22 protein-coding genes are annotated in these 23,761 nt (G+C 72.4%); 14 read left to right on the plus strand and 8 right to left on the minus strand.

The features are described 5' to 3' along the window. The first annotated feature begins 15 nt into the window (after positions 1-15). From ABEB03_RS24295 to ABEB03_RS24315, 5 genes are all read left to right on the plus strand, one after another. The gene (locus ABEB03_RS24295; RefSeq protein WP_345653210.1) at positions 16-1,356 is read left to right on the plus strand and encodes an ABC transporter substrate-binding protein; all 1,341 of its coding nucleotides are present in this window, start codon (positions 16-18) and stop codon (positions 1,354-1,356) included. A gap of 125 nt (positions 1,357-1,481) precedes the next feature. Next, positions 1,482-2,270 carry a rhamnogalacturonan acetylesterase gene (locus ABEB03_RS24300; protein WP_345653213.1) on the plus strand — a complete coding sequence of 263 codons (789 nt, stop codon included), beginning with the start codon at positions 1,482-1,484 and terminating at the stop codon, positions 2,268-2,270. Between the two features lie 45 nt (positions 2,271-2,315). Further along, entirely contained in the window at positions 2,316-3,650 is a 1,335-nt protein-coding gene (locus ABEB03_RS24305; RefSeq protein WP_345653216.1) for a pectate lyase family protein, read from the plus strand. 1 nt (position 3,651) lies between these two features. Further along, on the plus strand, positions 3,652-4,815 hold the full coding sequence (locus ABEB03_RS24310; protein ID WP_345653218.1) for a pectinesterase family protein: 1,164 nt from the start codon (positions 3,652-3,654) through the stop codon (positions 4,813-4,815). Between the two features lie 117 nt (positions 4,816-4,932). After that, entirely contained in the window at positions 4,933-5,724 is a 792-nt protein-coding gene (locus tag ABEB03_RS24315; protein ID WP_345653221.1) for an HAD family acid phosphatase, read from the plus strand. Between the two features lie 165 nt (positions 5,725-5,889). Here the strand turns inward: ABEB03_RS24315 and ABEB03_RS24320 are convergent, their stop codons facing one another. After that, complete coding sequence (locus ABEB03_RS24320; protein WP_345653224.1) at positions 5,890-6,648, minus strand: hypothetical protein; 759 nt, start codon at positions 6,646-6,648, stop codon at positions 5,890-5,892. Beyond that, complete coding sequence (locus ABEB03_RS24325) at positions 6,645-7,211, minus strand: SigE family RNA polymerase sigma factor (protein WP_345653227.1); 567 nt, start codon at positions 7,209-7,211, stop codon at positions 6,645-6,647. The genes ABEB03_RS24320 and ABEB03_RS24325 overlap by 4 nt, the downstream gene beginning before the upstream one ends. 255 nt (positions 7,212-7,466) lie before the next feature. Here ABEB03_RS24325 and ABEB03_RS24330 point away from each other — a divergent pair, with 255 nt between their 5' ends. Further along, complete coding sequence (locus tag ABEB03_RS24330) at positions 7,467-8,918, plus strand: NCS2 family permease (protein WP_345653230.1); 1,452 nt, start codon at positions 7,467-7,469, stop codon at positions 8,916-8,918. Between the two features lie 52 nt (positions 8,919-8,970). Here the strand turns inward: ABEB03_RS24330 and ABEB03_RS24335 are convergent, their stop codons facing one another. The 5 genes from ABEB03_RS24335 to ABEB03_RS24355 all read right to left on the minus strand — a co-directional run bounded on the left by ABEB03_RS24335 (position 8,971) and on the right by ABEB03_RS24355 (position 14,384). After that, complete coding sequence (locus ABEB03_RS24335) at positions 8,971-10,422, minus strand: peptidoglycan D,D-transpeptidase FtsI family protein (RefSeq protein WP_345653233.1); 1,452 nt, start codon at positions 10,420-10,422, stop codon at positions 8,971-8,973. 55 nt (positions 10,423-10,477) lie between these two features. Continuing rightward, positions 10,478-11,152: a response regulator transcription factor gene (locus ABEB03_RS24340; protein WP_345653236.1), complete on the minus strand. Its 675-nt coding sequence runs from the start codon at positions 11,150-11,152 to the stop codon at positions 10,478-10,480. Beyond that, entirely contained in the window at positions 11,149-12,477 is a 1,329-nt protein-coding gene (locus tag ABEB03_RS24345) for a sensor histidine kinase (protein WP_345653239.1), read from the minus strand. Before ABEB03_RS24345 ends, ABEB03_RS24340 begins: the two co-directional genes overlap by 4 nt. A gap of 10 nt (positions 12,478-12,487) precedes the next feature. Then, entirely contained in the window at positions 12,488-13,522 is a 1,035-nt protein-coding gene (locus ABEB03_RS24350) for a hypothetical protein (protein ID WP_345653242.1), read from the minus strand. Between the two features lie 88 nt (positions 13,523-13,610). Then, on the minus strand, positions 13,611-14,384 hold the full coding sequence (locus ABEB03_RS24355; RefSeq protein WP_028803360.1) for an IclR family transcriptional regulator: 774 nt from the start codon (positions 14,382-14,384) through the stop codon (positions 13,611-13,613). Positions 14,385-14,515: 131 nt separating this feature from the next. On the opposite strand from ABEB03_RS24355, the gene ABEB03_RS24360 reads away from it, so the two are divergent. Next, positions 14,516-16,045, plus strand: coding sequence for an aldehyde dehydrogenase (NADP(+)) (locus tag ABEB03_RS24360; RefSeq protein WP_345653247.1), 1,530 nt, complete (start codon positions 14,516-14,518; stop codon positions 16,043-16,045). Between the two features lie 74 nt (positions 16,046-16,119). After that, entirely contained in the window at positions 16,120-16,728 is a 609-nt protein-coding gene (locus ABEB03_RS24365; RefSeq protein ID WP_345653250.1) for a DUF1349 domain-containing protein, read from the plus strand. Positions 16,729-16,823: 95 nt separating this feature from the next. Here the strand turns inward: ABEB03_RS24365 and ABEB03_RS24370 are convergent, their stop codons facing one another. Then, a complete protein-coding gene (locus ABEB03_RS24370; protein WP_345653253.1) occupies positions 16,824-18,206 on the minus strand; it encodes an MFS transporter in 1,383 nt (460 codons plus the stop codon). Positions 18,207-18,276: 70 nt separating this feature from the next. On the opposite strand from ABEB03_RS24370, the gene ABEB03_RS24375 reads away from it, so the two are divergent. The 6 genes from ABEB03_RS24375 (at position 18,277) to ABEB03_RS24400 (ending at position 23,720) form a co-directional block, all read left to right on the plus strand. Further along, a complete protein-coding gene (locus ABEB03_RS24375) occupies positions 18,277-19,251 on the plus strand; it encodes a GlxA family transcriptional regulator (RefSeq protein WP_345653256.1) in 975 nt (324 codons plus the stop codon). A gap of 20 nt (positions 19,252-19,271) precedes the next feature. Then, positions 19,272-19,778, plus strand: a complete 507-nt coding sequence (locus tag ABEB03_RS24380) for a GNAT family N-acetyltransferase (protein ID WP_345653259.1) — start codon at positions 19,272-19,274, stop codon at positions 19,776-19,778. Positions 19,779-19,933: 155 nt separating this feature from the next. Beyond that, positions 19,934-20,653: a DsbA family oxidoreductase gene (locus ABEB03_RS24385; protein WP_345653262.1), complete on the plus strand. Its 720-nt coding sequence runs from the start codon at positions 19,934-19,936 to the stop codon at positions 20,651-20,653. Positions 20,654-20,748: 95 nt separating this feature from the next. Continuing rightward, positions 20,749-21,798 carry an aminotransferase class V-fold PLP-dependent enzyme gene (locus ABEB03_RS24390; RefSeq protein ID WP_345653265.1) on the plus strand — a complete coding sequence of 350 codons (1,050 nt, stop codon included), beginning with the start codon at positions 20,749-20,751 and terminating at the stop codon, positions 21,796-21,798. Between the two features lie 67 nt (positions 21,799-21,865). Then, positions 21,866-22,462, plus strand: coding sequence for an RNA polymerase sigma factor (locus tag ABEB03_RS24395; RefSeq protein WP_345653268.1), 597 nt, complete (start codon positions 21,866-21,868; stop codon positions 22,460-22,462). A 103-nt stretch (positions 22,463-22,565) separates the two neighbouring features. After that, positions 22,566-23,720, plus strand: a complete 1,155-nt coding sequence (locus ABEB03_RS24400) for a maleylpyruvate isomerase N-terminal domain-containing protein (RefSeq protein ID WP_345653271.1) — start codon at positions 22,566-22,568, stop codon at positions 23,718-23,720. The last annotated feature ends 41 nt before the right edge of the window (positions 23,721-23,761 follow it).

Below are 23,761 nucleotides of genomic sequence, written 5' to 3' on the forward strand. Positions count from 1 at the left end.
GAAGAGAGCCGACCAATGAAGATCAGCATCCGTAGAAGCAGGCGTGCCGCGACGGCCGTCGCCCTGGGTTCCGTGCTCGCGCTGACCGCCAGCGCCTGCGGCGACGACGGCAGTGGTTCGGCCGGAGACAAGGGCGGCGAGGGCTCCGGCAAGGGCGAGATCACCTTCTGGGACAACAACGGCGGTGTCCGCACCGACATCTGGAAGCAGATCATCGCCGACTTCGAGAAGAAGTACCCGGACATCAAGGTGAACTACGTCGGCATCCCCGCGGCGAGCGCCCAGTCCAAGTACGACACCGCCATCCAGGGCGGCGGTCTGCCCGATGTCGGCGGTGTGGGCACGGCGATGCTCGCCGAGGTCGCGGTCCAGGGCGCGCTGGAGCCGCTGGACAGCCGGGTCGAGAAGAGCCCGCTGAACGGCAGGCTCAGCAAGAACCTGCTCGACAGCAGCCGGGCCGCGGGCGGTGGCGACACGCTCTACCAGGTGCCGACCTCCGCCAACAACGGCACGCTGTGGTACCGCACCGACCTGTTCGAGAAGGCCGGTCTGGACGCCCCGACGACCTGGTCGAAGTTCTACTCGGCGGCCGACAAGCTCACCGCCAAGGGCAAGAACGCCTTCGGCTTCACCATCCGGGGCGGCGAGGGCGCGATCGCGCCGGCCCTGGACGCGGTGTACGGCCAGACCGGCATCACCTCGTTCTGGAACGGCGACAAGACCACCGTCAACGATCCGAAGAACGTGGCCGCGCTGGAGAAGTACGTGGCCCTGTACAAGAAGGACACCCCGTCCGCGGACGTCAACAACGACTTCACCAAGATGGTCGCCCAGTGGGACAGCGGCACCATCGGCATGCTCAGCCACAACCTCGGGTCCTACCAGGACCACCTGAAGGCCCTCGGCGCGGACAAGTTCCGCGGCATCCCGAACCCGACGCAGGACGACGGCACGCGCGTCCAGGTGTCCAACCCCGTCGACGGGCTGAGCCTGTTCAAGTCGAGCAAGAACAAGGCCGCCGCCTGGAAGTTCATCGAGTTCGCGCTCTCGGCCGAGGAGAACTCCAAGTTCAACGAGTCCGCGGGCCAGGTGCCGGCGAACACCGACGCGGCCAAGGACGGATGGATCCAGCAGGCCGAGCCGACCAAGCTGGCGGCCGAGGCGCTCAACGGGACCGGCACCAAGATCGTGCAGCTGCCGTACTACCTGCCGGACTGGAACACCATCTCCAAGGCCGACAACGAGCCGAACTTCCAGAAGCTGCTGCTCGGCAAGATGACCGCGAAGCAGTTCCTGGACACGCTGGCCGACCAGCTCAACGCCGCGCAGGCGGACTGGAAGAAGAACCACGGATGACCCGCCCGAACGCGCGGTGAAGCGACTGCGCGGCCGTCGTCCGGCCGTCGGGCCGGCCGGTCGCGCAGTGCCCCGCGCCCCTGTCGGGGGCGGGGTTCCCACCCCCTGTTGAAAGGCACGACGAGATGTCCCTCAGCCGAAGACAGGTCACCTCGGCGGCGCTCGCCGCCGTCCCGCTCGCCCTCGCGGCCACCGGCACCGCCCGCGCCGCGCACCGGCGCCGCACCCTCTACATCGCAGGCGACTCCACCGCCGCCCAGAAGTACGCCGACGCGGCGCCCGAGACCGGCTGGGGCACGGCCCTGCCGTTCTTCCTGCACGACGGTCTCGCCGTAGCCAACCACGCGGTGAACGGCCGCAGTTCCAAGAGCTTCATCGACGAGGGCCGGCTGGACGTCATCCTCGACGCGATCGGCCCCGGCGACCTCCTCGTCGTCCAGTTCGGCCACAACGACGAGAAGAGTGCCGACCCCACCCGCTACACCGAGCCCTGGACGACGTACCAGGACCATCTGCGTCAGTACCTCGACGGCGCGCGGGCCCGGGGCGCGCGTCCGGTGCTCGCGACGCCCGTCGAACGCAGGAGGTTCGACGCGGACGGCAACGCCGTGCCGACCCACGGCGACTACCCGGCGTCGATGCGCGCGCTCGCCGCGGACGAGCACGTCGCGCTGCTCGACATCCAGGCGCTGTCCCTCGCCCTGTGGCAGCGCCTCGGCGCCGAGGAGACGAAGAAGTACTTCAACTGGACCGCGACCGAACAGGACAACACGCACTTCAACCCGCCCGGCGCGATCGCCGTGGCCCGTCTCGTCGCCGCCGCGCTGCTGCGCCGCGGGGTGCTCGCGCCCCGGGACGTGTGCCGCCTCGACGACGAGATCCCCGAGTCCTGGATCACCTGGCCGACGGCCTGACCGAGCACCATCCGCCACCCGACCCGACGGGAAGAGAGCCGCACCATGAACGCACAGGAATGGCATGGGCATGCCACAGTTCGACGTTCGGCGACACGCGCCGCGGCGCTGATCGGCTGCACCGCCCTCGTCCTCGCCGTCACCGGCACCACCGCCGAGGCCCGCTCCGCCGACCCCGCCCGCCAGACCCTCGCGGCCCGTGACGGATGGGCCTCCGCGGGCACCGGCACCACCGGCGGATCCACCGCCGACGCCGCGCACGTCTACACCGTCACCACCTGGGACGGATTCAAGGCCGCCCTGGCCGCCGGCGGCACCGCCCCGAAGATCATCAAGGTGAAGGGCACCATCGACGCCAACGCCGACGGCTGCGACTCCTTCGCCGCCGACGGCTACGACTTCGACGCCTACCTGCAGAAGTACGCGCCGGAGAACTGGGATTACGACACCGACCTGTCGGCCGAACCCGACGACAGCCCCGAGGGACTGCGCCGCGCCTCCGCCGCCCGCCAGGACACCGCCATCAAGGCCTTCGTCCCCGCCAACACGACACTGATCGGCATCGGCAAGCACGCGGGATTCAAGGGCGCCAGCCTCCAGATCACGGACGTCGACAACGTCATCGTGCGCAACCTCGCCTTCGAGAGCCCCCTCGACTGCTTCCCGCAGTGGGACCCCACCGACGGCGACACCGGGAACTGGAACTCCGAGTACGACAGCGCCGTGGTGTACGGCTCCACACACGTCTGGCTGGACCACAACACGTTCACCGACGGGGAACACCCGGACAGCACCCTGCCGACGTACTACGGCCGGATCTACGAACAGCACGACGGAGAACTCGACATCGTCAAGGGCGCCGACTACGTGACCGCCTCCTGGAACGTGTTCGCCGACCACGACAAGACGATCCTGATCGGCAACAGCGACAGCGCGGCGACCGCCGCCGTCGACCGGGGACACCTGAAGGCCACGTTCCACCACAACCTGTTCACCGGTCTCGTCGAGCGCGCGCCCCGCGTCCGCTTCGGCCAGGTCGACTCCTACAACAACCACTTCGTCGCCGACTCCACGTTCTCCTACAGCTTCGGCATCGGCATGGAGTCCCAGCTCGTCGCCGAGCACAACGCGTTCACGCTGCCCGAGCAGATCAGCGCCGCGACGATCCTGAAGAAGTGGAAGGAGGCGCCGCTCACCGCCGCCGACAACTACGTCAACGGCAAAAAGACCGACCTGATCGCCGTGCACAACGCGGAGATCCCGGCCGAGACGCTCCAGTCCGGGGCCGGCTGGACTCCCACCCTGCGCACGAAGGTCGACCCGCCGAAGGCCGTCCCGGGCCTCGTCGACCACCGGGCGGGCGCCGGAAGGATCTGCTGACATGGCCGGGCACCCGCTCAGCAGACGGGCGTTCGTCGCCGCGAGCACCGGAGCCGCGCTGGCTCCGCTGCTCGCGGCCCCCGCGACCGCCGCGCACCTGCCGTCGTCACGGCGTCACGGCAGGCCCTTCGGGCGGTACGGATCGCCGTCCGCGCGGCTCACCGAGCGGACCCTGTACGTCCATCCCGGCGGCCTCGGCGACCACACCGCCGTCCAGGCCGCGGTGAACGCCGCGACCGGCGCCGGACACACGCTGGTCATCGCACCCGGTGTGTACCGCGAGACCGTCTCGGTCGGGGTCACCGACCCGGCCACCGGCCTGCCCGGCGTCGCGGGCACCGGGATGACATGGATCGGCGCCTCCGAGGACCCGCACGACGTCGTCGTCGTGTACGACAACGCGGGCGGCACACCGAAGCCGGCCGGTTCGGGCACCTACGGCACCTCCGGCTCGGCCACGACCACCGTGCGCACCGACGGCTTCACGGCCCGCTGGATCACCTTCGCCAACGACTGGCTGCGCGCGGACCACCCCGGCATCACCGGCACCCAGGCCGTCGCGGTCAAGGTCCAGGGCGACCGTTCGGCATTCCACCACTGCCGGTTCCTCGGCCATCAGGACACGCTGTACGCCGACTCGATCGCGCTCGGCACCTTCGCCCGCCAGTACTACCGCGACTGCTACGTCGAGGGTGACGTCGACTTCGTCTTCGGCCGGGCCACAGCGGTGTACGAGCACTGTCACTTCCACACGCTCGACCGCACCGACCTGGCGTCCGCCCCGTACGGCTTCGTCTTCGCGCCGTCCACCGCGGTCGCCGCTCCGCACGGCTACCTGGTCGTCCGCAGCCGGATCACCAGCGCGGCCCCCGACGGGTACTACGAGCTGGCCCGCCCCTGGGTGCCCAGCTCGGACACCACCGCCCGGCCGATGCTGACGGTGCGCGAGACCCGTCTGGACGCGGGGACCGACGCGGTCGCGCCCTACGCCGACATGTCGTCCGCCCACCCGTGGCAGAACCAGCGCTTCGCCGAGTACCGCAACACGGGACCGGGCGCGGCCGTCACGGTCCCCGCCAACCGGCCCCAACTCACCCCCGAGGAGGCCGAGTCCGCCACCCGCGAGACACATCTCGGCGACTGGGCGCCTTGGAAGGACCGCTGATCCGCCGACCGCCCGCGCCGGGTTCTCCGGTGCCGCCGGGGCCCGTTGCCTGTGGAGTATGTATCGATCGGGCAACGGGCCTCGCGTTCCCCTGGGTGACGCGCGTAGAAACCTGTCATGCATAAGCCACGCATCGCGGCCATCGCCGCCGCCTGTGCCGTCGCCGGCGCCGCCCTGTACGGCGCCGGTGCGGCCACCGCCGGTCAGTCGACCGCGAACTCGACCCACGAGCCCTACAACATCGGGGTCCTGGTCAAGGACATCGACACCTACTACGGCACGACGCTCGACGGCAACGGCGTGTACCAGGCCTCCCCGGACAGCCGGTACGCCAAGGACCTCGCTCGCATCGAGTCCGACGCCGAGCGCTACATCGACAAGGCGGCGCACAAGGCCCGCCACCACGGCGAGAAGCCCGCGGTCGTCTTCGACATCGACGACACGCTGCTGCTCTCCCTCGACTACGAGAAGAAGACCAACTACACGTACAACTCGGCCTCCTGGGCCGCGTACGTCGCCCAGGCCGACCGCCCGGCCGTCTTCGGCACCCCGGCCCTCGTCGAGTACGCGCGGTCCAAGGGCGTCGAGGTCTTCTACAACTCGGGCCTGAAGGAGTCGCAGCGCGCCGACGCCGTCAAGAACCTCAAGAAGGTCGGCGCCGACGTCAACCTCGACGCCGACCACATGTTCCTCAAGGACGCGGCCAACCCGCCCGCCTACCTGAGCGACTGCGCCACGGCCACCGCCTGGAACTGCACGACCGTGCAGTACAAGTCCGGCACCCGCAAGCACATCGAGTCCCTCGGGTACGAGATCGTCGCCAACTTCGGCGACCAGTACTCCGACCTCGACGGCGGCTACGCCGACAGGACGTACAAGCTCCCGAACCCGACGTACTTCGTGAGCTGAGCCCTGCCGGGAGACGAACGCCCCCGCCGGTCGTCACCGGCGGGGGCGTTCTCTGCTGACCGAGGGGGGCTCAGGCCAGCAGGTCCGTGCAAGGGAAAGGACGCCGGAATCGAACGTCCGGTTGTTTCCCGCGGCGGTCCATTCGCAAGTGATGTGCGGGCCGGTTCACGAAGTGCCCTCGGACGGCGCGCCGTCGTCCGCGTGAACCGCGAAGCCACCGGCGACGGCCGACCGTTCACCGCCCGACACGGCCGCGGCCGTGTACCGGTCGCCCTTCGCGTCCCGGCCGCCGCGCTCGTGGTCGTACTGTCCCGCGAAGACCCACTCGCCGGGCCAGACCGTACGCCCCGGCTTCAGCACCCAGGTGTAGACGAGGAAGCCGTCCCGTTCCCGGACCGTGGTCGTGAAGTCGTCCTCGGGCAGTGACCGCCAGGCGCCCGTGCAGCTCACCCCGCCGGTCTGCCGGATCCTCAACCGGACCGTGAGCGCCGTCAGTTGCCGGCTCGTCCTCACCGTCACACTGCTCTGCGCCCAGAAGTCGTTGCTGTGCGGGTCGACCGAGCCGTCGGACCGCAGCGGACCGTCCTCGCTGCCGGTGGCCGGCGGACGGACCGTCGTGTCCGGCGACGGTTCGGGGGGCGGAGAGACCGCGACGGTCCGCTGCGGCGCCTCGTCCCGCACCGCCCGGGCGACCGCGTAACCGCCCGCCGCGAGGACTCCGGCGACGGCCGCCGTGGCACCCACGACCCGGACCCAGCCGAGCAGAGGCGTAGCTGCGCCGCGCCGCGCGGGCCGCCGCTCCCGAACGCCCGCCATGCCGCGCTCCACCCGGGCCAGGATGTGCGCGCGGTCAGGCTCGTGCGCCTCGGCGGCATCCCGCAGCCCGGCACGCAGCTCGTCGTGCACGTCCCGCGCCCTCCTCATCGGTCCGATCCTCCGCCGTCACCCGCGGGCAGCGCTCCCGCATGCACCCGCACCGGCGTCCCGTCGGTGCCGAGGAGCCGCTTCAGTTCCGCCATGCCCTTCGAGGTCTGGCTCTTCACCGTACCCACGGACACGCCGAGGGCGAGGGCCGTGTCCTTCTCCGAAAGGTCGAACGCGTGCCGCAGCACGACGCACGCCCGCTTGCGGAACGGCAGTCCGCGCAGCGCCTCCTGGACGTCGATGGCACCCGGCACATCGGGGTTCTCGGCACTGTCCTCACGACTCGACCAGAAGAGCGTGATCCGCCGCCGCTCGCGCACCGCGCTGCGGATGCGGCTGCGGGCGAGATTGGCGACCACACCGCGCGCGTACGCCACCGGGTGGTCCGCCGCGCGCACCCGGTCCCAGCGGTGCCACAGGGCGAGCAGCGCGTCCGCCGCCAGATCGTCCGCGACGTCCGGTTCGCCCGTCAACAGGGCGGCCAGGCGGGAGAGTTCGGCGTAGTGCCGCTCGAAGAAGGCGTGGAACTCCACGGAGGCGCTGTCGTCGAGGACCGTGCCCACGGGTGACCTCTCCTCGCTGCGGCTCCGGGCACCGGTGCAGGTGCGTGGTCATGGGCCCCGTGCGCCACCCGCGACGAAGTGGCGTGTCCGTGGGGCGGGATGCGAGAGCGTATCAGCGTCCGTACGGAGCTTCGAACGTCGTATGGCGGGCCGAACTCGATTCCGTAACACGGAGAAAACCTGAAACCGGTGCGACGCGGGAACAATCCAGCCAGCATCCGCACACCCGGCACGCAGGCATCGAGGAGCAACGCCATGTCCGAATCCCAGAAGGTGGCCGACCGGCCAAGTGCCGCACCCCCCGCGGCGAACAGCGTCGACGGGTTCTTCAAGATATCCGCCAGGGGCTCCACCTTCGGCCGGGAGATACGCGGCGGCTTCGCCACGTTCTTCACCATGGCCTACATCCTTGTCCTGAACCCGATCATTCTGGGCAGCGCCAAGGACAAGTTCGGCCACCAGCTCGACGCCGTCCAACTGACCACCGCCACCGCCCTGGTGGCCGCCGTGATGACCGTCGTCATGGGCCTCGGCGGCAACCTCCCGCTCGCACTCGCCGCGGGCCTCGGCCTCAACGCGGTCGTCGCCTTCCAGATCGCCCCGCTGATGAGCTGGGACGACGCGATGGGCCTGATCGTCCTGGAGGGCCTGCTGATCTGCGTACTGGTGGTGACAGGCCTGCGTGAAGCGGTCATGCACGCCATCCCGCAACCGCTGAAGCAGGCGATCAGCGTCGGCATCGGTCTGTTCATCGCCTTCATCGGCTTCGTCGACGCCGGGTTCGTCACCCGCATCCCGGACGTCGCGAGCACCACGGTCCCGGTGCAGCTCGGCGGCACCGGCACGCTGACCGGCTGGCCGGTCCTCGTCTTCTGTCTCGGCGTGCTGCTGACCATCGGACTGCTCGCCCGCAAGGTCAAGGGCGCGATCCTGATCAGCATCGTGACCATGACGATCGTGGCGATCGTCATCAACGCCGCGGCCGACATCAAGAGCTGGGGCCTGACCACGCCGAAGCTCCCCGACGACGTGGTGGCCTCACCGGACTTCGGACTGCTCGGTCACTTCAGCCTGTTCGGTGCCTTCGGCGAGACCGGCGCGATCACGGTCGTCCTGCTGATCTTCACGCTCGTCCTGTCCGACTTCTTCGACACGATGGGCACCGTCGTCGGCATCAGCGCCGAGGCCGGCCTGCTGGACGAGGAGGGCAAGGTGCCGAACCTCGGCCGGGTCCTGCTCATCGACGGCGCCGCCGCGGTGGCCGGCGGTGCCGCCTCGGCCTCCTCCTCGACCTCGTACATCGAGTCGGCGGCGGGCGTCGGCGAGGGAGCCCGCACCGGCTTCGCGAACTTGATCACCGGCGGGCTCTTCGCGCTCGCGCTGTTCCTGACCCCGCTGCTCACCATCGTCCCGCTGCAGGCCGCCGCGCCCGCGCTCGTCGCGGTCGGCTTCCTGATGATGACCCAGGTCAAGCACATCGACTGGGACAGGTACGAGATCGCCATCCCCGCCTTCCTGACCATCGCCGTGATGCCGTTCACCTACTCGATCACGAACGGCATCGGCGCGGGCTTCCTGGCCTACGTCCTGATCAGGACGGTCCTCGGCAAGGCGAAGGAGATCCACTGGCTGCTGTGGGCCTCCTCGGCCCTGTTCCTCGTGTACTTCGCGATCGACCCGATCGAGCAGATCCTGGGCGTGAAGTGACGACGAGGGCCCCGCACCCGGACGGGGGTGCGGGGCCCTTCGCCGGTGGCGCTCAGCCCTTGAGCGCGGCCCGCATCGCGGCCTTCGCGACCGGCGCCGCCAGGCCGTTGCCGCTGACCTCGGAACGGGCCGCGTCGGACTGCTCGACCATCACCGCGACGGCGACCTCCTTGCCGGTGGAGTCGGACTTCGCGTACGACGTGAACCAGGCGTAGGGCGTCTCGCTGTTGTTCTCGCCGTGCTGGGCCGTGCCGGTCTTGCCGCCCACGGTCGCGCCGGAGATCCTGGCGTTCGTGCCCGTGCCGTCCTCGACGACCGTCTGCATCGCCGACCGGAGCTGCCGCGCCGTGGACGAGCTGACGATCTCCTTCGTCCGCGTGTCGTCGTCGTAGTTCTTCAGGACGTCTCCGTCGGCGTCGCTGGTCTGCGCCACCATGTGCGGCGAGACCAGCTTGCCGTCGTTGGCGATCGCGGCGGACACCATGGCCATCTGGAGCGGCGTCGCCGTCACGTCGAACTGGCCGATGCCGGTCAGCGCCGTCGAGGACCTGTCCATGCCCGAGGGGTACACGCTGGCGTAGGCCCGCACCGGCACGTCCTGCTCCTCGTCGTTGAAGCCGAACTTCTCCGCCATCGCCCTGACCTTGTCCTGGCCCAGGTCGACGGCCATCTTCGCGAAGACGTTGTTGCAGGAGTACTGGAGCGCGACGCGGATGGAGGCGTTCTCGCAGGGGGCCGAGCTGTTCTCGTTCTTCAGGACGCGGCTCGTGCCCGGCAGCGTGTACGGGTCGGGGCTGTCCGTCTTCGCGTCCACGTCCGAGTACAGCCCGTCCTCCAGCGCGGCGGCCGCGACGACCAGCTTGAACGTCGAGCCCGGCGGCAGCGGCTGCCGGAGCGCTCGGTTGACCAGCGGCTTGTCGGCGTCCTTCTTCAGCTTCTGCCAGACGCTGTCGTTGCCCGCGGAGATCGTCGTCGGGTCGTACGACGGTGTGGAGACGGCCGCGAGGATCCTGCCCGTCTTCGGGTCGATCACGACGGCGCCGCCCTTCTTGTCGCCGAGCGCGTCGTACACCGCCTTCTGCACGTCCGGGTCGATCGTCGTGATCACGTCACCCGGGTCGGCGTGCTTGTTGGTGAGCGCGTCCAGCGGGTTCTTCAGCTGGGTGTCCGTGCCGTCCAGCAGATCACGGTAGATGCCCTCCAGCTGGGTCGCCCCGTACACCTGGGAGCTGTACCCGGTGACCGCCGCGTACAGGCTGCCGTCCTTGTACGTCCGCTTGTACTTGAGGTCGCCGCCCTTCGTCGGCGCGGAACCGGTGATCGCGTCGCCGGCCACGATGATGTTCCCGAGCGGGTTCGCGTACAGCGAGATCGCGTTCCGCCGGTTGTTCTTGTCTTCCGCGAGCGCCTTGCCGTCGTAGAACTGCACCCAGGTCGCCCTGACCAGCAGGGCGAGCACGAGCAGCAGAGAGAAGACGGCAGCCCGCCTGATCGTCTTGTTCATCCCGCCCAGAAGGACGAGTGAGAGAGGGCGGATCGTTCCCTTCCGCCCCCGTTTCTCATCCGCCCTTCATGAAGCCGGCCTCATAGGCGGCGATCACCGCCTGGGTGCGGTCCCGCGTCCCCGTCTTCGCCAGCACCGCCGCCACGTGCGACTTCACCGTGGCCGGGCCCACTCCCATGCGCGCGGCGATCTCGGCGTTGGTGAGCCCCGTCGCCATCAGCCGCAGCACGTCCCCCTCCCGCGCGGTGAGCTTCGCCACCCACGGCGGTGGCGCGGGACGGGACCGGGCGTGCCCGGCGGCCAGCGCGCGCACCGCCGACGGGAACAGCAGCGTGTCGCTGCGCGCCACCAGCCGCACGGCCTGCACGAGCGCGTCCGCGTCGGCCCGCTTGAGCAGGAACCCCGCGGCTCCGGCGCGCAGCGCCTCGTACACGTGGGCGTCGTTCTCGAAGGTGGTCACGACGACGATGCGCGGGGGGTCCGGCAGGGTCGTGAGGATCTGCTCGGTGGCGCGGATGCCGTCGACCTCGGGCATCCGCACGTCCATGAGCACGACGTCCGGTGCCAGCTCCCGCACGACCGACACGGCCTCGGCGCCGGTGGCCGCCTCGCCGACCACCTCCAGGCCGGGCTCGGCGTCGATGATCACACGCAGGGCGGTGCGCACCATGCGCTCGTCGTCGGCGACGACGACGCGCAGGGGAGCGGTGCCGGGGGACGGGCCGGTCATGCGGGCTCCTCGCTCGTCTGGGCGGGCGGTGGTACGGGCAGGCGCACGGCCAGGCGCCACAGCCCGTCGACGGGGCCCGCCTCGGTCGTGCCGCCGAGGAGGCGGGCACGGTCCGCGATGCCGCGCAGACCGTGCCCGCCACCGGGACGGGGCGCGGGGACCGCCGCGGACACCGGGTTCTCGACGGTCATGCACAGCGCGGAGCACGGCCCGTGGCCGGTGAGCTCGATCCGCAGCGTGACACGGGTGCCGGGACCGGAGTGCTTCAGCGCGTTGCTCAGTGCCTCCTGCGCGATGCGGTACGCCTCGCGGGACACCAGCGGCGGCAGGGTCTCCGGGCGCACCTCGACGGCGGCCGTGACGCACAGGCCACCGGCGCGGGTGCGGCGCAGCAGGCCGTCGAGGTCGGCGTCGAGCGTGGGGGTGGCCGGCTCCCCGGGGCCGGGCCCCGCCGCCGTGTCCGGGCCGGGCCACCGTTCCCGGTCGTCGCCCTCCCGCAGCATCCCGAGGACCGCGTCCAGTTCACCCACCGTGCGCCGCGTGGTGTCCTCGATGGCGGTGAGCGCCTCCCGGACGAAGTCCGGGTCGGTGTCGAGGACCCTGCGGGCGGCGCTCGCCTGGAGGGTGACCGCGCTGAGGGCATGGCCGACCGAGTCGTGCAGCTCACGGGCGAGGCGGTTGCGTACGGCGAGGTCGGCGGCCCGGCGTTCGGCCGCCGCGAGCCGGTCCTCGGGCGTGGGGCCGAGCAGCAGGGGCGCCCAGCGGGCCAGCAGCCCTCCGGCCCCGGCGGCGCAGCCCGCGAGCGCGATCAGCGTGGCGAACCCGGCGACCGGGGAGAGCGCCAACGCCCAGCCGTGGTCGAGGACTTCGGGCAGTCCCAGGCGGGAATCGCGCAGCAGGGAGACGGCGGGCAGCGCGATGAGGACGGCCGCGAACGGCGGTACGGCCAGCGACATCCCGCTGATGATCCCGCCGAACCCGAGATGCAGGGTGAACCAGGCCGCCGCCCGCCGACGGGCCGCCCAGGTCCGCGCGGGTCCTTCGGCGAGCACGTCGCCGTCGATGCCGCACAGGGCGCGCACCGCGGCCACCGACATCGGCCGGGTCAGGGGGAACGGCGCGGTGATCGCGGCGAGCGGCAACCCGACGGCGAACGAGAGGAGTTGGAGCGGCAGCGAGTCGAACACGTGCCGCGCTCCGGTGGCGGGCCCGACGATCACCTCGCCGACCAGCACGTACGGCATGGCGAGCGCGCCGCCGAGGATCAGGTGGACCCATCGCCGACGGGCCCGCCGGCCGAACAGGAAGCGGGCGGCCCCCCTCACACGGCCCCCCTCACGCGGTACGCCGCGGTGGCCCGGCGGCAGCGGACCGCTCCGCGAAGAAGTACGCGCCGAGGGTGACCACGAGCACGCCGACGATCATCTGCACAGAGTAGGTGAGGTTCATCAGGCCCGTCGGGCGATCGGCGACGTCGTCCCCACCACCCAGGCCCGCCAGCGACATCCAGCCGCCCCAGCACGCCACCGCGCCGGAACCGGCCCAGCCGAGGGCGAGCGGCACGGCCACGGGCAGGTCCCGGCCGCGCCGGAAGGCGAGCATCCAGGCGCCCGCGACGGTGCACAGCAGATAGACCACGTACATCGCCTCCAGCACCCGGAAGTCGCCGGACCGGTCGGCGATGCGCCCGGCGCTCAGCCCCGCCGTGCCGCCGCAGGCCCACACCAGGTGCGTGGTGAGCGGGAACAGCGTGAGCACGGCGGCGGCGACCGCCGTGGCCCGCTGGGCGGCACCGACGGGACCGGCGGACAGCTCCCGGACCCGGCCCCGCCACAGGTGGGCCCAGCGGTCCCGCGCGTACAGCACGAACAGCGTGCCCAGTGCGAGGCCCTGCACGATGAACCCGGTGTAGACGACGCCGAAGACCCATTCGTCCAGGAACGGTTCGCGGCCCGCGCCGGCCGCCTCGGGCTCCGCACCACCGAGGAGCCGTACGAGGAGCTGCATCGGGTAGCCGGTCATGATCGGCGTGAGCAGGCCGGTCGCCACCCACATGGGGAAGGCGAGCAGCCAGGCGGGGACGCGCAGGCCCCACGGCCGGGTCAGCAGCAGCGCGAGCACGATCACCGCGCTGTCGAGCAGCACGCTCAGACCGTTGGCGACGGCCATGCCGACGCGGTGGTCCAGCAGTGAGCTGCCTTCAGGGATGCCGATACGGCTTCCCGCCACCCAGGCGATCTTGAGGGACAGGTAGGGCACGCAGGATACGACGGTGACGGTGCGAAGGGCCCGGCGTGCCCGGCCGGGGCCTCCCCAGGACGGTTCCGACTGCGACGGCGTGTCCGGCCCGGCGGTGGATGTCTGCGTCATGCCCTCCACGCTGCCGTGACGGGTCCCACCGCACGTCGTGCCCGGCGACGATCCGCCTCCGCCGTGCGGGGGAGGCGCGCCTCCCCCGTCAGAGCCGGCGCGTCGCCAGGGTCAGCCGGTCGCGCGCGTCGAACAGCGCGTCCTTGACCATCTGTTCGTGCGCGGGGGTGAGCCGGGCCACCGGTACCGAGCAGCTGATCGCGTCGCGGGCCGGCGTGCGGTAGGGGATGGCGACGCCGAAGCAGCGCAGCCCCAGCGTGTTCTCCTCGCGGTCCACCGCGAAGCCCTGCTCCCGTACCTGGTGCAGCTCCTCGATGAGCTTCTCCCGGTCGGTGATCGTGTGCTCGGTCAGTGCGGGCAGGGTCTCCGGGAGCATCTTGCGGACCTGCTCGTCGGTGTGCGTGGCGAGCAGCGCCTTGCCCAGCGACGTGGAGTGCGCGGGGAGCCGGCGGCCCACCCGCGTGAACGGGCGCAGGTAGTGCTGGGACTGGCGGGTGGCGAGGTAGACCACGTTCGTGCCGTCCAGGCGCGCGAGGTGGATGGTCTCCGTGGTGTCGTCGGACAGCCGGTCGAGTGTGGGCCGGGCCGCGGCCACCACCTCGTCGCCGTCGATGTACGACGTGCCGACGAGCAGTGCGCGCACCCCGATGCCGTATCGCGTGCCCGTCGCGTCGGTCTCCACCCAGCCGAGCTCCACGAGCGTGCGCAGCAGCATGTACAGGCTGGACTTGGGATAGCCGACGGCCTCCTGGACCGCGGCCAGGGAGTGCATTCCGGGCCGGCCGGCGAAGTACTCGAGCAATTCCACGGTCCGCACCGCGGACTTGACCTGCGCCCCGCCGCCTGTCTCGCCTGCCGACATCGCCCTTGACCCCTTCGTTGGACGGGAAATAGTCTCCGACAGCATATTCATCATCAGAGACAGCGTTCAGTATATCGAACGCCCTGGTGAGTGACACAAGAACTGCGGCATCACATCTGGAGGGACCCGCGGTGGCAGCAGCACCAGTCTGGAGTGTCGACCCCCGTACCGGGAAGCAGCGTGAACAGGTTGCGGTGGAGGCCACAACCCAGGAAGTGGACGACGCCGTCCGCGCCGCCCACGCCGCCCGCCCGGCCCTCGCCGACCGCGCCGTGCGCGCCGCGTTCCTGCGCACCGCCGCGGACCACCTCGAAGGCGCCCGCGAGCAGCTCGTCGAGGCCGCCGACGCGGAGAGCGCGCTCGGCCCGGTCCGGCTCACCGGGGAACTCGCCCGCACCTGCTACCAGTTGCGGGCCTTCGCGGACATCGTCGACGAGGGCGCCTTCCTCGACGTGATCATCAACCACCCCGACGACACGGCGACCCCGCCCGTCCCTGATCTGCGCCGCTACAAGGTGCCGCTCGGCGTCGTCGCCGTCTACTCCGCCTCCAACTTCCCCTTCGCGTTCTCGGTCGCGGGCGGCGACACCGCGAGCGCGCTGGCGGCCGGCTGCCCGGTCGTCGTCAAGGCCCACCCGGACCACCCCGCCCTCTCCGAGCTGGTCGCTGCCGTCCTGCGCCGCGCCGCCGCCCGCCATGACGTCCCCGAGGGCGTCATCGGCCTGCTGCACGGCTTCCAGGCCGGCGTCGACCTGGTCAAGCACCCGCTGATCGCCGCCGCCGGGTTCACCGGTTCGGTCCGCGGCGGCCGGGCCCTCTTCGACGCCGCCGCCGCACGCCCCGTGCCGATCCCCTTCCACGGCGAACTCGGCTCGCTCAATCCCGTGGTCGTGACCGAGGCCGCCGCCGCCGAGCGCGCCGAGGCGATCGGCGCCGGCCTCGCGGGCTCGATGACGCTGGGCGTCGGCCAGTTCTGCGTGAAGCCCGGCCTCGTGCTCGCGCCCGCCGGAGCCGCCGGCGACCGGCTGGTGAAGTCCCTGACCGACGCCGTCAGCGACACCGACGCCGGTGTCCTGCTCGACCACCGCATGCGCGACAACTTCATCGCCGGGGTCGCCGAGCGCGCCGAACTCCCCGAGGTGGAGACCCCGGTGACCCCGGGCGCCGGCAGCGAGCACACGGTGAGCCCCGGCTTCCTGACCGTGCCCGCGCACCGGCTCGCCACCGAGGGCGAGCACGACCTGCTCCTGGAGGAGTGCTTCGGACCCCTCACGGTGGTCGCCCGCTACGAGGACGAGTCCGAGGCGAGCGCGGTCCTCTCCCGGCTGCCCGGCAACCTCACCGCGACCGTCCAGCTCTCCACCGAGGAGGCCGCGGGCGAGGGCCGCGGCGCCGAGATCCTCGCCGAGCTGACCCCGCTCGCCGGACGCGTCCTGGTCAACGGCTGGCCGACCGGTGTCGCGGTCGCCCCGGCACAGCACCACGGCGGCCCGTACCCGGCGACGACGTCCACCTCGACCTCCGTCGGCGGCACGGCCGTCGAGCGGTGGCTGCGGCCGGTGGCGTACCAGAACGCCCCCGAGGCGCTGCTGCCGCCGGAACTGCGCGACGACAACCCGCTGGGGCTGCCGCGCCGCTTCGACGGGCGCCTGGAGCGGTAGCCGGGCCGGAGCCTCGCCTGCCACTTTCCCGCGCCCCCTCCGGGGCGCGGGGACGGACCTGAGAGACTCGCGCAATGGACGTCGAACTCCCCGAACTTCCCTTCTCCCTGCGCACGTACGGACCCGACGGTCACTGGTCCTACGAGGACGGGGTGCTCGCCGGCTGGGCGGGCCCCCGCCAGGACCGGTTCGTGCCGCCCACCGATGAGGGGCTCGACCCCGCCTCCGACGCGCCCCGGCTGCTGGGCGCGCCCGAGGGGGACTTCCAGCTGATCGCCAGGGTCACGGTCGGCTTCGGGGCGGCCTTCGACGCGGGTGTCCTCTACGTCCACGTGGGCGAGCGGGCCTGGGCGAAGCTCTGCCTGGAGTACTCGCCGGACGTGCCGACGGTGTGCACCGTGGTCACCCGTGGGCACTCCGACGACGCCAACTCCTTCACGGTGGAGGGCAGTTCCGTCTGGTTCCGGGTCAGCCGGACCGGGCGGGCCTTCGCCTTCCACGCCTCGCGCGACGGCAAGCGGTGGACCTTCGTCCGGCTCTTCACGCTCGGCGAGGAGAAGGAGACCGGGGCGGCCCTCGTCGGCTTCATGACCCAGTCGCCCATGGGTGAGGGCTGCGTCGTCACCTACGACGGCATCGAGTACCGCCCGCACTGGCCGAAGGACCTGCGCGACGGCAGCTGACCCGCGGGCGGCGGCCGACAGGCCGCCCGCGGGAAAGCAGCCGGAAGCAGGGGCCCGCCGGGACCGGGCGTGGACGACGCGCCCGCGGGCACCGGCTAGCGAGGCGTCCGCAGGCCGACCGTCGCCGCGGCCGTCAGGGCGAGCAACCCCGCGCTCAGCGCCAGACTCACCCGCATCCCGGACTCGAAGTCCCCGGCCACCAGAGAGCCGAAGGCGGCGACCGCGAGTCCGCCCGACACCTGGCGTGCCGAGTTGAGGACGCCCGCCGCCAGCCCCGCCCGCGCGGACGGCACCGCGTCCATCATCGCGGCCGTCAGCGGCGGGACGGTCAGGGCGCACCCCAGGGCCATCGGCACCAGCAGCAGCGCCACCGCCCAGGGGCGCGTCGCCGGACCGACGACCAGCAGGAGCAGCAGTCCCGCGGCGGCCAGCGACTGCCCCAGCAGCATCGGCAGCCGCGGCCCGAACCGGCCCGCCAGCTTGCCCGCCACGACGTTCGTGACCGCGATCAGACCGGTCATCGGCAGGAACATCAGCCCCGCGTACAGCGGGGAGCGGCCCTGGACCTGCTGGAAGAACAGGGAGAACACGAACACCACGCCGTAGAAGGCCACACTGCACGCGGCGCCCGCCGCGACCGCGACGGTCACCTGCCGGCTGCGGAACAGGCCGGGCGGGACCACCGGATGCGGCTGCCGCGCCTCGACGCGGACGAAGAGCACCCCGGCGACGACGGCCACCGCCAGGGCGACGAGCCCGGTCCCGCCGCCCTCGATGACCGCGAAGGTCAGCGCGGCGAGCGCCACGACGGCCGTCAACTGGCCGGGCAGATCGAGCGGCGCGGGCCGGGGACGGGACCGCGGCGCCCGCACCAGCAGGGCCGACGCCAGCGCGCCGAGCGGCACGTTGATGAAGAAGATGCCGCGCCAGTCCCACAGCGTGGTCAGCGCACCGCCCGCCACCGGGCCGAGCGCCACCGCGACCGAGCCGCCCGCGGCCCACAGGGACACCGCCCGCGCCCGACGGGCCGCGTCCGGATACGCCTGGCGCACCAGGGCGAGCGAGGCGGGCAGGACCACGGACGCCGCGACGCCCTGCGCGACCCGCGCGCCGACCAGTACCGGCAGGTTCGGTGCCAGCCCGCAGGCCACGGAGGCCAGGGTGAACACCGCGATCCCGATGCCGTAGGCGCGGCTCGCCCCGACCCGGTCGGAGAACGCCCCGGTGGACAGCATCAGCGCCGCGAACGCCAGCGTGTACGCGTCGACGACCCACTGCAGGCCCGACATCCCGCCGCCGAGATCGGCCCGGATCGACGGGAGCGCCACGTTCACGACGGACGCGTCGAGGGTGATGAGCGCGAAGCCGAGCAGGGCGGCGACGAGGGTGAGCGAGGCGGACTGCCCGGGCGACCGGCCCGGTACGGACGGGAGTCGGGTGCCGGGCGGGGGCGCCTCGGTGGCCGGGTTCGTTGACATGCCCTCATGCTGCGGAAGAGCGTCGGCCTACAGTAGTGGCCCGAATGCCATACGTCCGGAGGTTCTGGCCATGCCCGTCACGCAGGGGACACCGCACCGCATCGCCGTCATCGCCCCGTCCCCCGTGTCGATGTTCAACCTCGCCATCCCCGAGCTCCTCTTCGGGAAGGTCGAGGTCGGCGGCCGGCCGGGCTACGAACTGGCGGTGTGCACCCCGCGGCCGGGCCCGATCGCCACCACCGGCGGACTCGACCTGCACGTCGGACGCGGTCTGGACGCGGTGGCCGACGCGGACACGGTGATCGTCGCGGGCACCGGGCAGCGGTACGCGCCCGATCCGGCCACCGTGACCGCCGTGCGCGAGGCGGACGCCGCCGGCAAGCGGATCGCCTCCATCTGCAGCGGCGCCTTCGTGCTCGCCGAGGCGGGACTCCTCGACGGCCGCAGCGCCACCACGTACTGGCAACTCGCGGACGAGCTGCGCGAGCGCTACCCGGCCCTCGACCTCAAGGGCGACGTCCTGTACGTCCAGGACGACCGGATCATGACCTCGTCCGGATACGCCGCCGGCATCGACCTCTGTCTGCACATCGTCCGCACCGACTACGGTGCCGCGGTGGCCAACCGGGTGGCGCGGCTCGCCCTCGTCGCCCCCGTACGGCCCGGCGGACAGACCCAGTTCACCCAGACCCCGCTGCCGCCCGAACGCGGCGAGGCCTGCGCCGACACCCGCGGCTGGGCGATGCGCAACCTCGACAGGCCGCTCACGCTCACCGATCTCGCCCGGCACGCGGGCGTGAGCGTGCGCACGCTCACCCGTCGCTTCCACGCGGAGAGCGGAGTGAGCCCCTTGCAGTGGCTCCTGCACCAGCGCGTCGAGCGGGCCAAGGAACTCCTGGAGACGACCGCCCTTCCCATGGACCAGGTGGCCCGCGCCTGCGGTCTGGGCACGGCCGACTCGCTGCGCGGACACCTGGTGCGGCGCACCGGACTCACCCCGAGCGCCTACCGCGCCCAGTTCAGCAGGCTGGGAACCGCGGCCTGACCGGGAGCGTCCTGGCCTGCATGATCGAAGACCGTGTCAGCTGTGTGAGGCGTGTGATCAGAACCGCGCTGCCCGCCGAGGCCGACGTCGTCACGGCACTGCACGCCCGTGCGCGGGCCACCTACTACCCGGACGGCGTACCGCAGGACGGCACGGACTGGATCGCCGCCTGGCGCGGCGCCATCGAGCGGCCGGACGGCCACGTGCTCTGCGTCGTCGACGGCGGCCGGATCACCGGCGTCGCCTCCTTCCGCACCGCCGAAGGCGCCGCGGCCGACACCGTCAAGCTGTTCCAGTTCCACGTGGACCCCGACCACTGGCGGGCCGGGATCGGCACCGAGCTGCACAGGGCGTGCGTCGAGGAGTGGAGCGCCGACGGGAAGCGCACGGCCACCCTGGACGTGCACGTCGACAACCGGCGCGCGCAGGCCTTCTACGCCCGCCAGGGCTGGGTCCCCGACCCGGAGAACGCGCCGGCCGAGGGGGACCACCACCTCTTCCTGCGGTACGCGGTGCCGGGGAAGTGACCGGGCGCCCCTCGGGAAGAGCCCGGGGAGCGGTCCCGCGACGCCCCGGGGTGCGGACCGGCCGGCACGGAATAGAACGAGCCGCTTGAACGTTCACACACACCGACCCGCCCGAGGGTCCACCGGTACCCGCACGACCTGGAGAGAGCCGAGACATGCGCGTCGAGATCTGGAGCGACATCGCCTGCCCGTGGTGCTACGTGGGCAAGGCCCGCTTCGAGAAGGCGCTGGAGGCCTTCCCGCACCGCGACGGCGTCGAGGTCGTGCACCGCTCGTTCGAGCTGGACCCGGGCCGTGCCAAGGGCGACATCCAGCCCGTGCTCACGATGCTCACCAAGAAGTACGGCATGAGCGAGGCACAGGCGCAGGCCGGCGAGGAGAACCTGGGCGCGCAGGCCGCCGCCGAGGGCCTGGAGTACCGCACCCGGGGCCGCGACCACGGCAACACCTTCGACATGCACCGCCTGTTGCACCTCGCCAAGGAGCAGGGCCGCCAGGACGAGCTGATCGGCCTGCTCTACAAGGCGAACTTCGCGGAGGAGCGGACCGTCTTCGACGACGACGAGCGGCTCGTGGAGCTGGCCGTCGCCGCCGGGCTCGACGCCGACGCCGCCCGCGCGGTGCTCGCCGACCCGGCCGCGTACGCCGACGACGTCCGTGCCGACGAGCGCGAGGCGGCGGAGCTGGGCGCCAACGGCGTCCCCTTCTTCGTCCTCGACCGCAAGTACGGCGTCTCCGGCGCCCAGCCCGCCGAGGTCTTCACCCAGGCACTCACCCAGGCGTGGGGCGAGCGCGAGCCGCTGAAGCTGATCCAGCAGGGCTCCGCCGACGCGGAGGCCTGCGGGCCCGACGGCTGCGCCGTGCCCGGGCACTGAAACCGCAGGTCGGGGCGGACGTATAAGGGTTTCTTGGCAGAACCACGCAGAAATCCGCAATGGACGGGGAGTTCCCGGGGCCGCAGAGTGGACCCATGGAGACCTTCGAGACCCTCGTCCGAGCCGAGTTCGCCCCGAAGAACACCTATCTGAACACCGCGAGCACCGGGCTCGTGCCGGCCCGCACGGTGACCGCCATGCGTTCCGCCGTCGAGTCCGTCGCCGCCGGGCAGCCCTCCGACATGTTCGCCGACGTGGAGGCCGCCCGCGCGTCGTTCGCGCGGCTCGTCGGGGTTCCGGCGAGCCGGGTGGCCGCCGGGGCCTCCGTCGCCGTGTACAGCGGCCTGATCGCCGCCTCACTGCCGCCGGGCGCCGAAGTCCTCACCGCCGAGGCGGACTTCAGCTCCGTCGTCACCCCCTTCCACGTCCGCGGCGATCTCAAGGTCCGCTCCGTACCGCTGGAGCGGATCGCCGAGTCCGTCCGTCCCGGCACGGCGCTCGTCGCCGTCAGCGCCGCGCAGTCCGCCGACGGCCGGATCGCCGACCTGGAGGCGATCCGCGACGCCGCGCGGACGCACGGGGCGCGTACGTACATCGACGCGTCCCAGGCCGCCGGATGGCTGCCTCTGCGGGCGGACGCCCACGACTACGTCTCCTCCGTCGCCTTCAAGTGGCTCGTCTGCCCGCGCGGCGTGGCCTTCCTCGTCGTCCCGGAGGACCTCGGCGGGCTCACCCCGGTGTTCGCGGGCTGGGTCGCGGGCGAGGCCCCCTGGGACAGCTGTTACGGCCCGGTCGAGGAACTGGCGCACTCCGCACGGCGGTTCGACGAGAGCCCCGCGCTCTTCTCCTACGCGGGCGCGCGACGGTCGCTGGAACTCGTCGAGGAGCTGGGCGTGGAGCGCGTGCACGCCCACGACCTCGCCCTCGCCGACCGCTTCCGCGCGGGCCTGCTCACGCTGGGCAGGCAACCGGTCGAGGCCCCCGCATCGCCCATCGTCTCCGTCCCCGGGCTCGGCCACCGGCAGCCCGATCTGAGCCGTGCCGGGGTCGAGGTCTCCGACCGCGCGGGCAACCTGAGGGCGGCCTTCCACCTGTACAACACGGCCGCGGACGTCGACCGGCTGCTGGACGTGCTGTCCGGCTGAGCGACCGTGCGCCCGCCCCGGCCCCCTGGCGCGGGGTCCGGCGGGGCGCTAGGAAGGGCACCACGAGGTGGTGGTGCCGGTGGAACCTACGCTCGTCGACGCCGAGTTGCATCGGCGGCTGGTGTACGGGGACGAGTCCGCGCTGGGCGAGGCGTATGCCGCCTACGGCGGGCTGGTCCGGCGGGTCGCCCTGCGTGTCACGCGCAGCCAGGCCGCGGCCGAGGACGTGGCGCAGGAGGTCTTCGCCCACCTGTGGAGCCGCCCCTACGCCTTCGACGCGCGCCGGGGCTCGCTGCGCACCTGGCTGTCCATGCTCGCCCATCGCAGGGCCGTGGACTGGGTGCGCAGCGAGGCCCGGCACCGCAAGGACGCCCGCGCCGACGACTCCGCGCTGCACGCCATCCCCGACTCCGGGCCCGGTCCCGACGAGACCGTCGTCGACCGCGAGCGCGCCCTGCTGCTGCACAGCGCGCTCGCCGAACTCCCGCTGCCCCAGCGGGAGGTGGTCCATCTCGCCTACTTCGCGGGCCGCACCTACCGCCAGGCGGCGGTGGAACTGGGCATCCCGGAGGGCACCGCGAAGACCCGGCTGCGATCGGCCCTGCGCAAGCTCGCCGCGTCACTGGCCGATCCACCGGACCCGGCCCTGGAAAGGGGCGCGTGATGGCGGCGCGGACGGTCCCGGCCGGGCCGGGCGTGCGTATCGTGGCCCCAGCGGGGCGGGGCCGGGCCGCGCTGCCGGCCGTGCCCCGGAAGGACGGTGGACGATGAGCGGCGAGCACGAGGCGGTACGGGACCTGCTGGCGGCCTGGGCCGTCGGCGCACTGACCCCCGCCGACGAGAGGACCGTCCCCCGGCACCTCGCCGCGTGCGAGTCCTGCGCGGCGGAGGCGGAACGCCTGCGCGAGACGGTACGGCTCCTGGACGGCCCGCGCGTCACATCCACCGGCCCGGCGACCGGCCCGGTGAACGGAGCGGGGACCGGTCGCGCGGCACGGAGCACCCGGGACAAGGAACCGGCCGGACGGGGCCGGCCCACGGGAGGGGACGATCCGGGTGACCGGTCGGCCGGACCGGACGGGGCGGCCGGCCTCCCGTCCGCCCTGCTCGCCGCGGCCCGGCGCGCCCGTCCCGCCGCTCCCCGCGTCGCCGCGCACGCCGCCCCGTACGCGGCGGCCGTCGCCGGGCTCGGAGCGTTGCTGCGGGAGCCGGACGCCCCGCGACGCTGGTCGACGCCGGTCGTGCACGACTGGGACGTGCAGGCCACGGTCGCCCATCTGATCGCGGCGGACGAGCCGTTGGCACGACGGCTGGGGCTCGCGCCGCGGGTACCCGGGTCCGGTGGTTCCGAGAAGCCGGGATGGGAAGCGGCCTGGGCCGCGCGGACCGCCGAGGTGATCGCGTACGAGCGGGTCCGGACCCCCGCCGAGACCGTCGCCGTCTGGTCCGCGCAGGCAGCCGCGCTGCTGGCCACACCGGAGGCGGAGGACGCCGGACGGGCAGCGCACGCGACCACGCTGATGGGCGTACGGCTTCCCGTCGCCGACCACTTCGTCGTGCGGGCCTTCGAGGCGTGGATCCACACCGACGACATCGGACGGGCCCTCGGACTCGCCGTGCCCCCGCCGCCGGAGCCCCACCTGTGGCAGCTTGTCCGGCTGGCGGTGCGCATCCTCGGCAGGGCGCTCGGCCCCACGGCGGCGCCGGTCCTTTTCGCGCCGGCCGGCGGCGGGCCCGACGCGCAGTGGGTGCTCGGCTCCGAGGACGAGCCCGTGGCCGCGGAACTGGTGCTGGACCCGGTCGACTTCTGCCTGCTGATCGGCGGACGGTACGCGCCCGGCGAGGTGCCCCGGGGCGCGGTGGGGGACGCCGCCGCCGTCACGGCCGTGCTGGAGCGCGCCGCGTCACTGGCGTGGCTGTAGCACCCGGACCGCTGGTGGGCCGCGACCGACTCCCCGGCTCA

This window comes from Streptomyces siamensis, from assembly GCF_039543605.1.
GTDB classification, from domain to species: Bacteria; Actinomycetota; Actinomycetes; order Streptomycetales; family Streptomycetaceae; genus Streptomyces; species Streptomyces siamensis.

Excerpts from the sequence above, each read along its gene's own strand:
- ABEB03_RS24330 (WP_345653230.1), top strand. The coding sequence starts at position 7,467 with ATGTCCGAATCCCAGAAGGTGGCCGACCGGCCAAGTGCCGCACCCCCC.
- ABEB03_RS24315 (WP_345653221.1), top strand. The coding sequence starts at position 4,933 with ATGCATAAGCCACGCATCGCGGCCATCGCCGCCGCCTGTGCCGTCGCC.
- ABEB03_RS24390 (WP_345653265.1), top strand. The coding sequence starts at position 20,749 with ATGGAGACCTTCGAGACCCTCGTCCGAGCCGAGTTCGCCCCGAAGAAC.
- ABEB03_RS24365 (WP_345653250.1), top strand. The coding sequence starts at position 16,120 with ATGGACGTCGAACTCCCCGAACTTCCCTTCTCCCTGCGCACGTACGGA.
- ABEB03_RS24300 (WP_345653213.1), top strand. The coding sequence starts at position 1,482 with ATGTCCCTCAGCCGAAGACAGGTCACCTCGGCGGCGCTCGCCGCCGTC.
- ABEB03_RS24400 (WP_345653271.1), top strand. The coding sequence starts at position 22,566 with ATGAGCGGCGAGCACGAGGCGGTACGGGACCTGCTGGCGGCCTGGGCC.
- ABEB03_RS24370 (WP_345653253.1), bottom strand. The coding sequence starts at position 18,206 with ATGTCAACGAACCCGGCCACCGAGGCGCCCCCGCCCGGCACCCGACTC.
- ABEB03_RS24375 (WP_345653256.1), top strand. The coding sequence starts at position 18,277 with ATGCCCGTCACGCAGGGGACACCGCACCGCATCGCCGTCATCGCCCCG.
- ABEB03_RS24340 (WP_345653236.1), bottom strand. The coding sequence starts at position 11,152 with ATGACCGGCCCGTCCCCCGGCACCGCTCCCCTGCGCGTCGTCGTCGCC.
- ABEB03_RS24320 (WP_345653224.1), bottom strand. The coding sequence starts at position 6,648 with ATGAGGAGGGCGCGGGACGTGCACGACGAGCTGCGTGCCGGGCTGCGG.
- ABEB03_RS24380 (WP_345653259.1), top strand. The coding sequence starts at position 19,272 with ATGATCGAAGACCGTGTCAGCTGTGTGAGGCGTGTGATCAGAACCGCG.
- ABEB03_RS24385 (WP_345653262.1), top strand. The coding sequence starts at position 19,934 with ATGCGCGTCGAGATCTGGAGCGACATCGCCTGCCCGTGGTGCTACGTG.
- ABEB03_RS24335 (WP_345653233.1), bottom strand. The coding sequence starts at position 10,422 with ATGAACAAGACGATCAGGCGGGCTGCCGTCTTCTCTCTGCTGCTCGTG.
- ABEB03_RS24295 (WP_345653210.1), top strand. The coding sequence starts at position 16 with ATGAAGATCAGCATCCGTAGAAGCAGGCGTGCCGCGACGGCCGTCGCC.
- ABEB03_RS24350 (WP_345653242.1), bottom strand. The coding sequence starts at position 13,522 with ATGACGCAGACATCCACCGCCGGGCCGGACACGCCGTCGCAGTCGGAA.
- ABEB03_RS24305 (WP_345653216.1), top strand. The coding sequence starts at position 2,316 with ATGAACGCACAGGAATGGCATGGGCATGCCACAGTTCGACGTTCGGCG.
- ABEB03_RS24355 (WP_028803360.1), bottom strand. The coding sequence starts at position 14,384 with ATGTCGGCAGGCGAGACAGGCGGCGGGGCGCAGGTCAAGTCCGCGGTG.
- ABEB03_RS24310 (WP_345653218.1), top strand. The coding sequence starts at position 3,652 with ATGGCCGGGCACCCGCTCAGCAGACGGGCGTTCGTCGCCGCGAGCACC.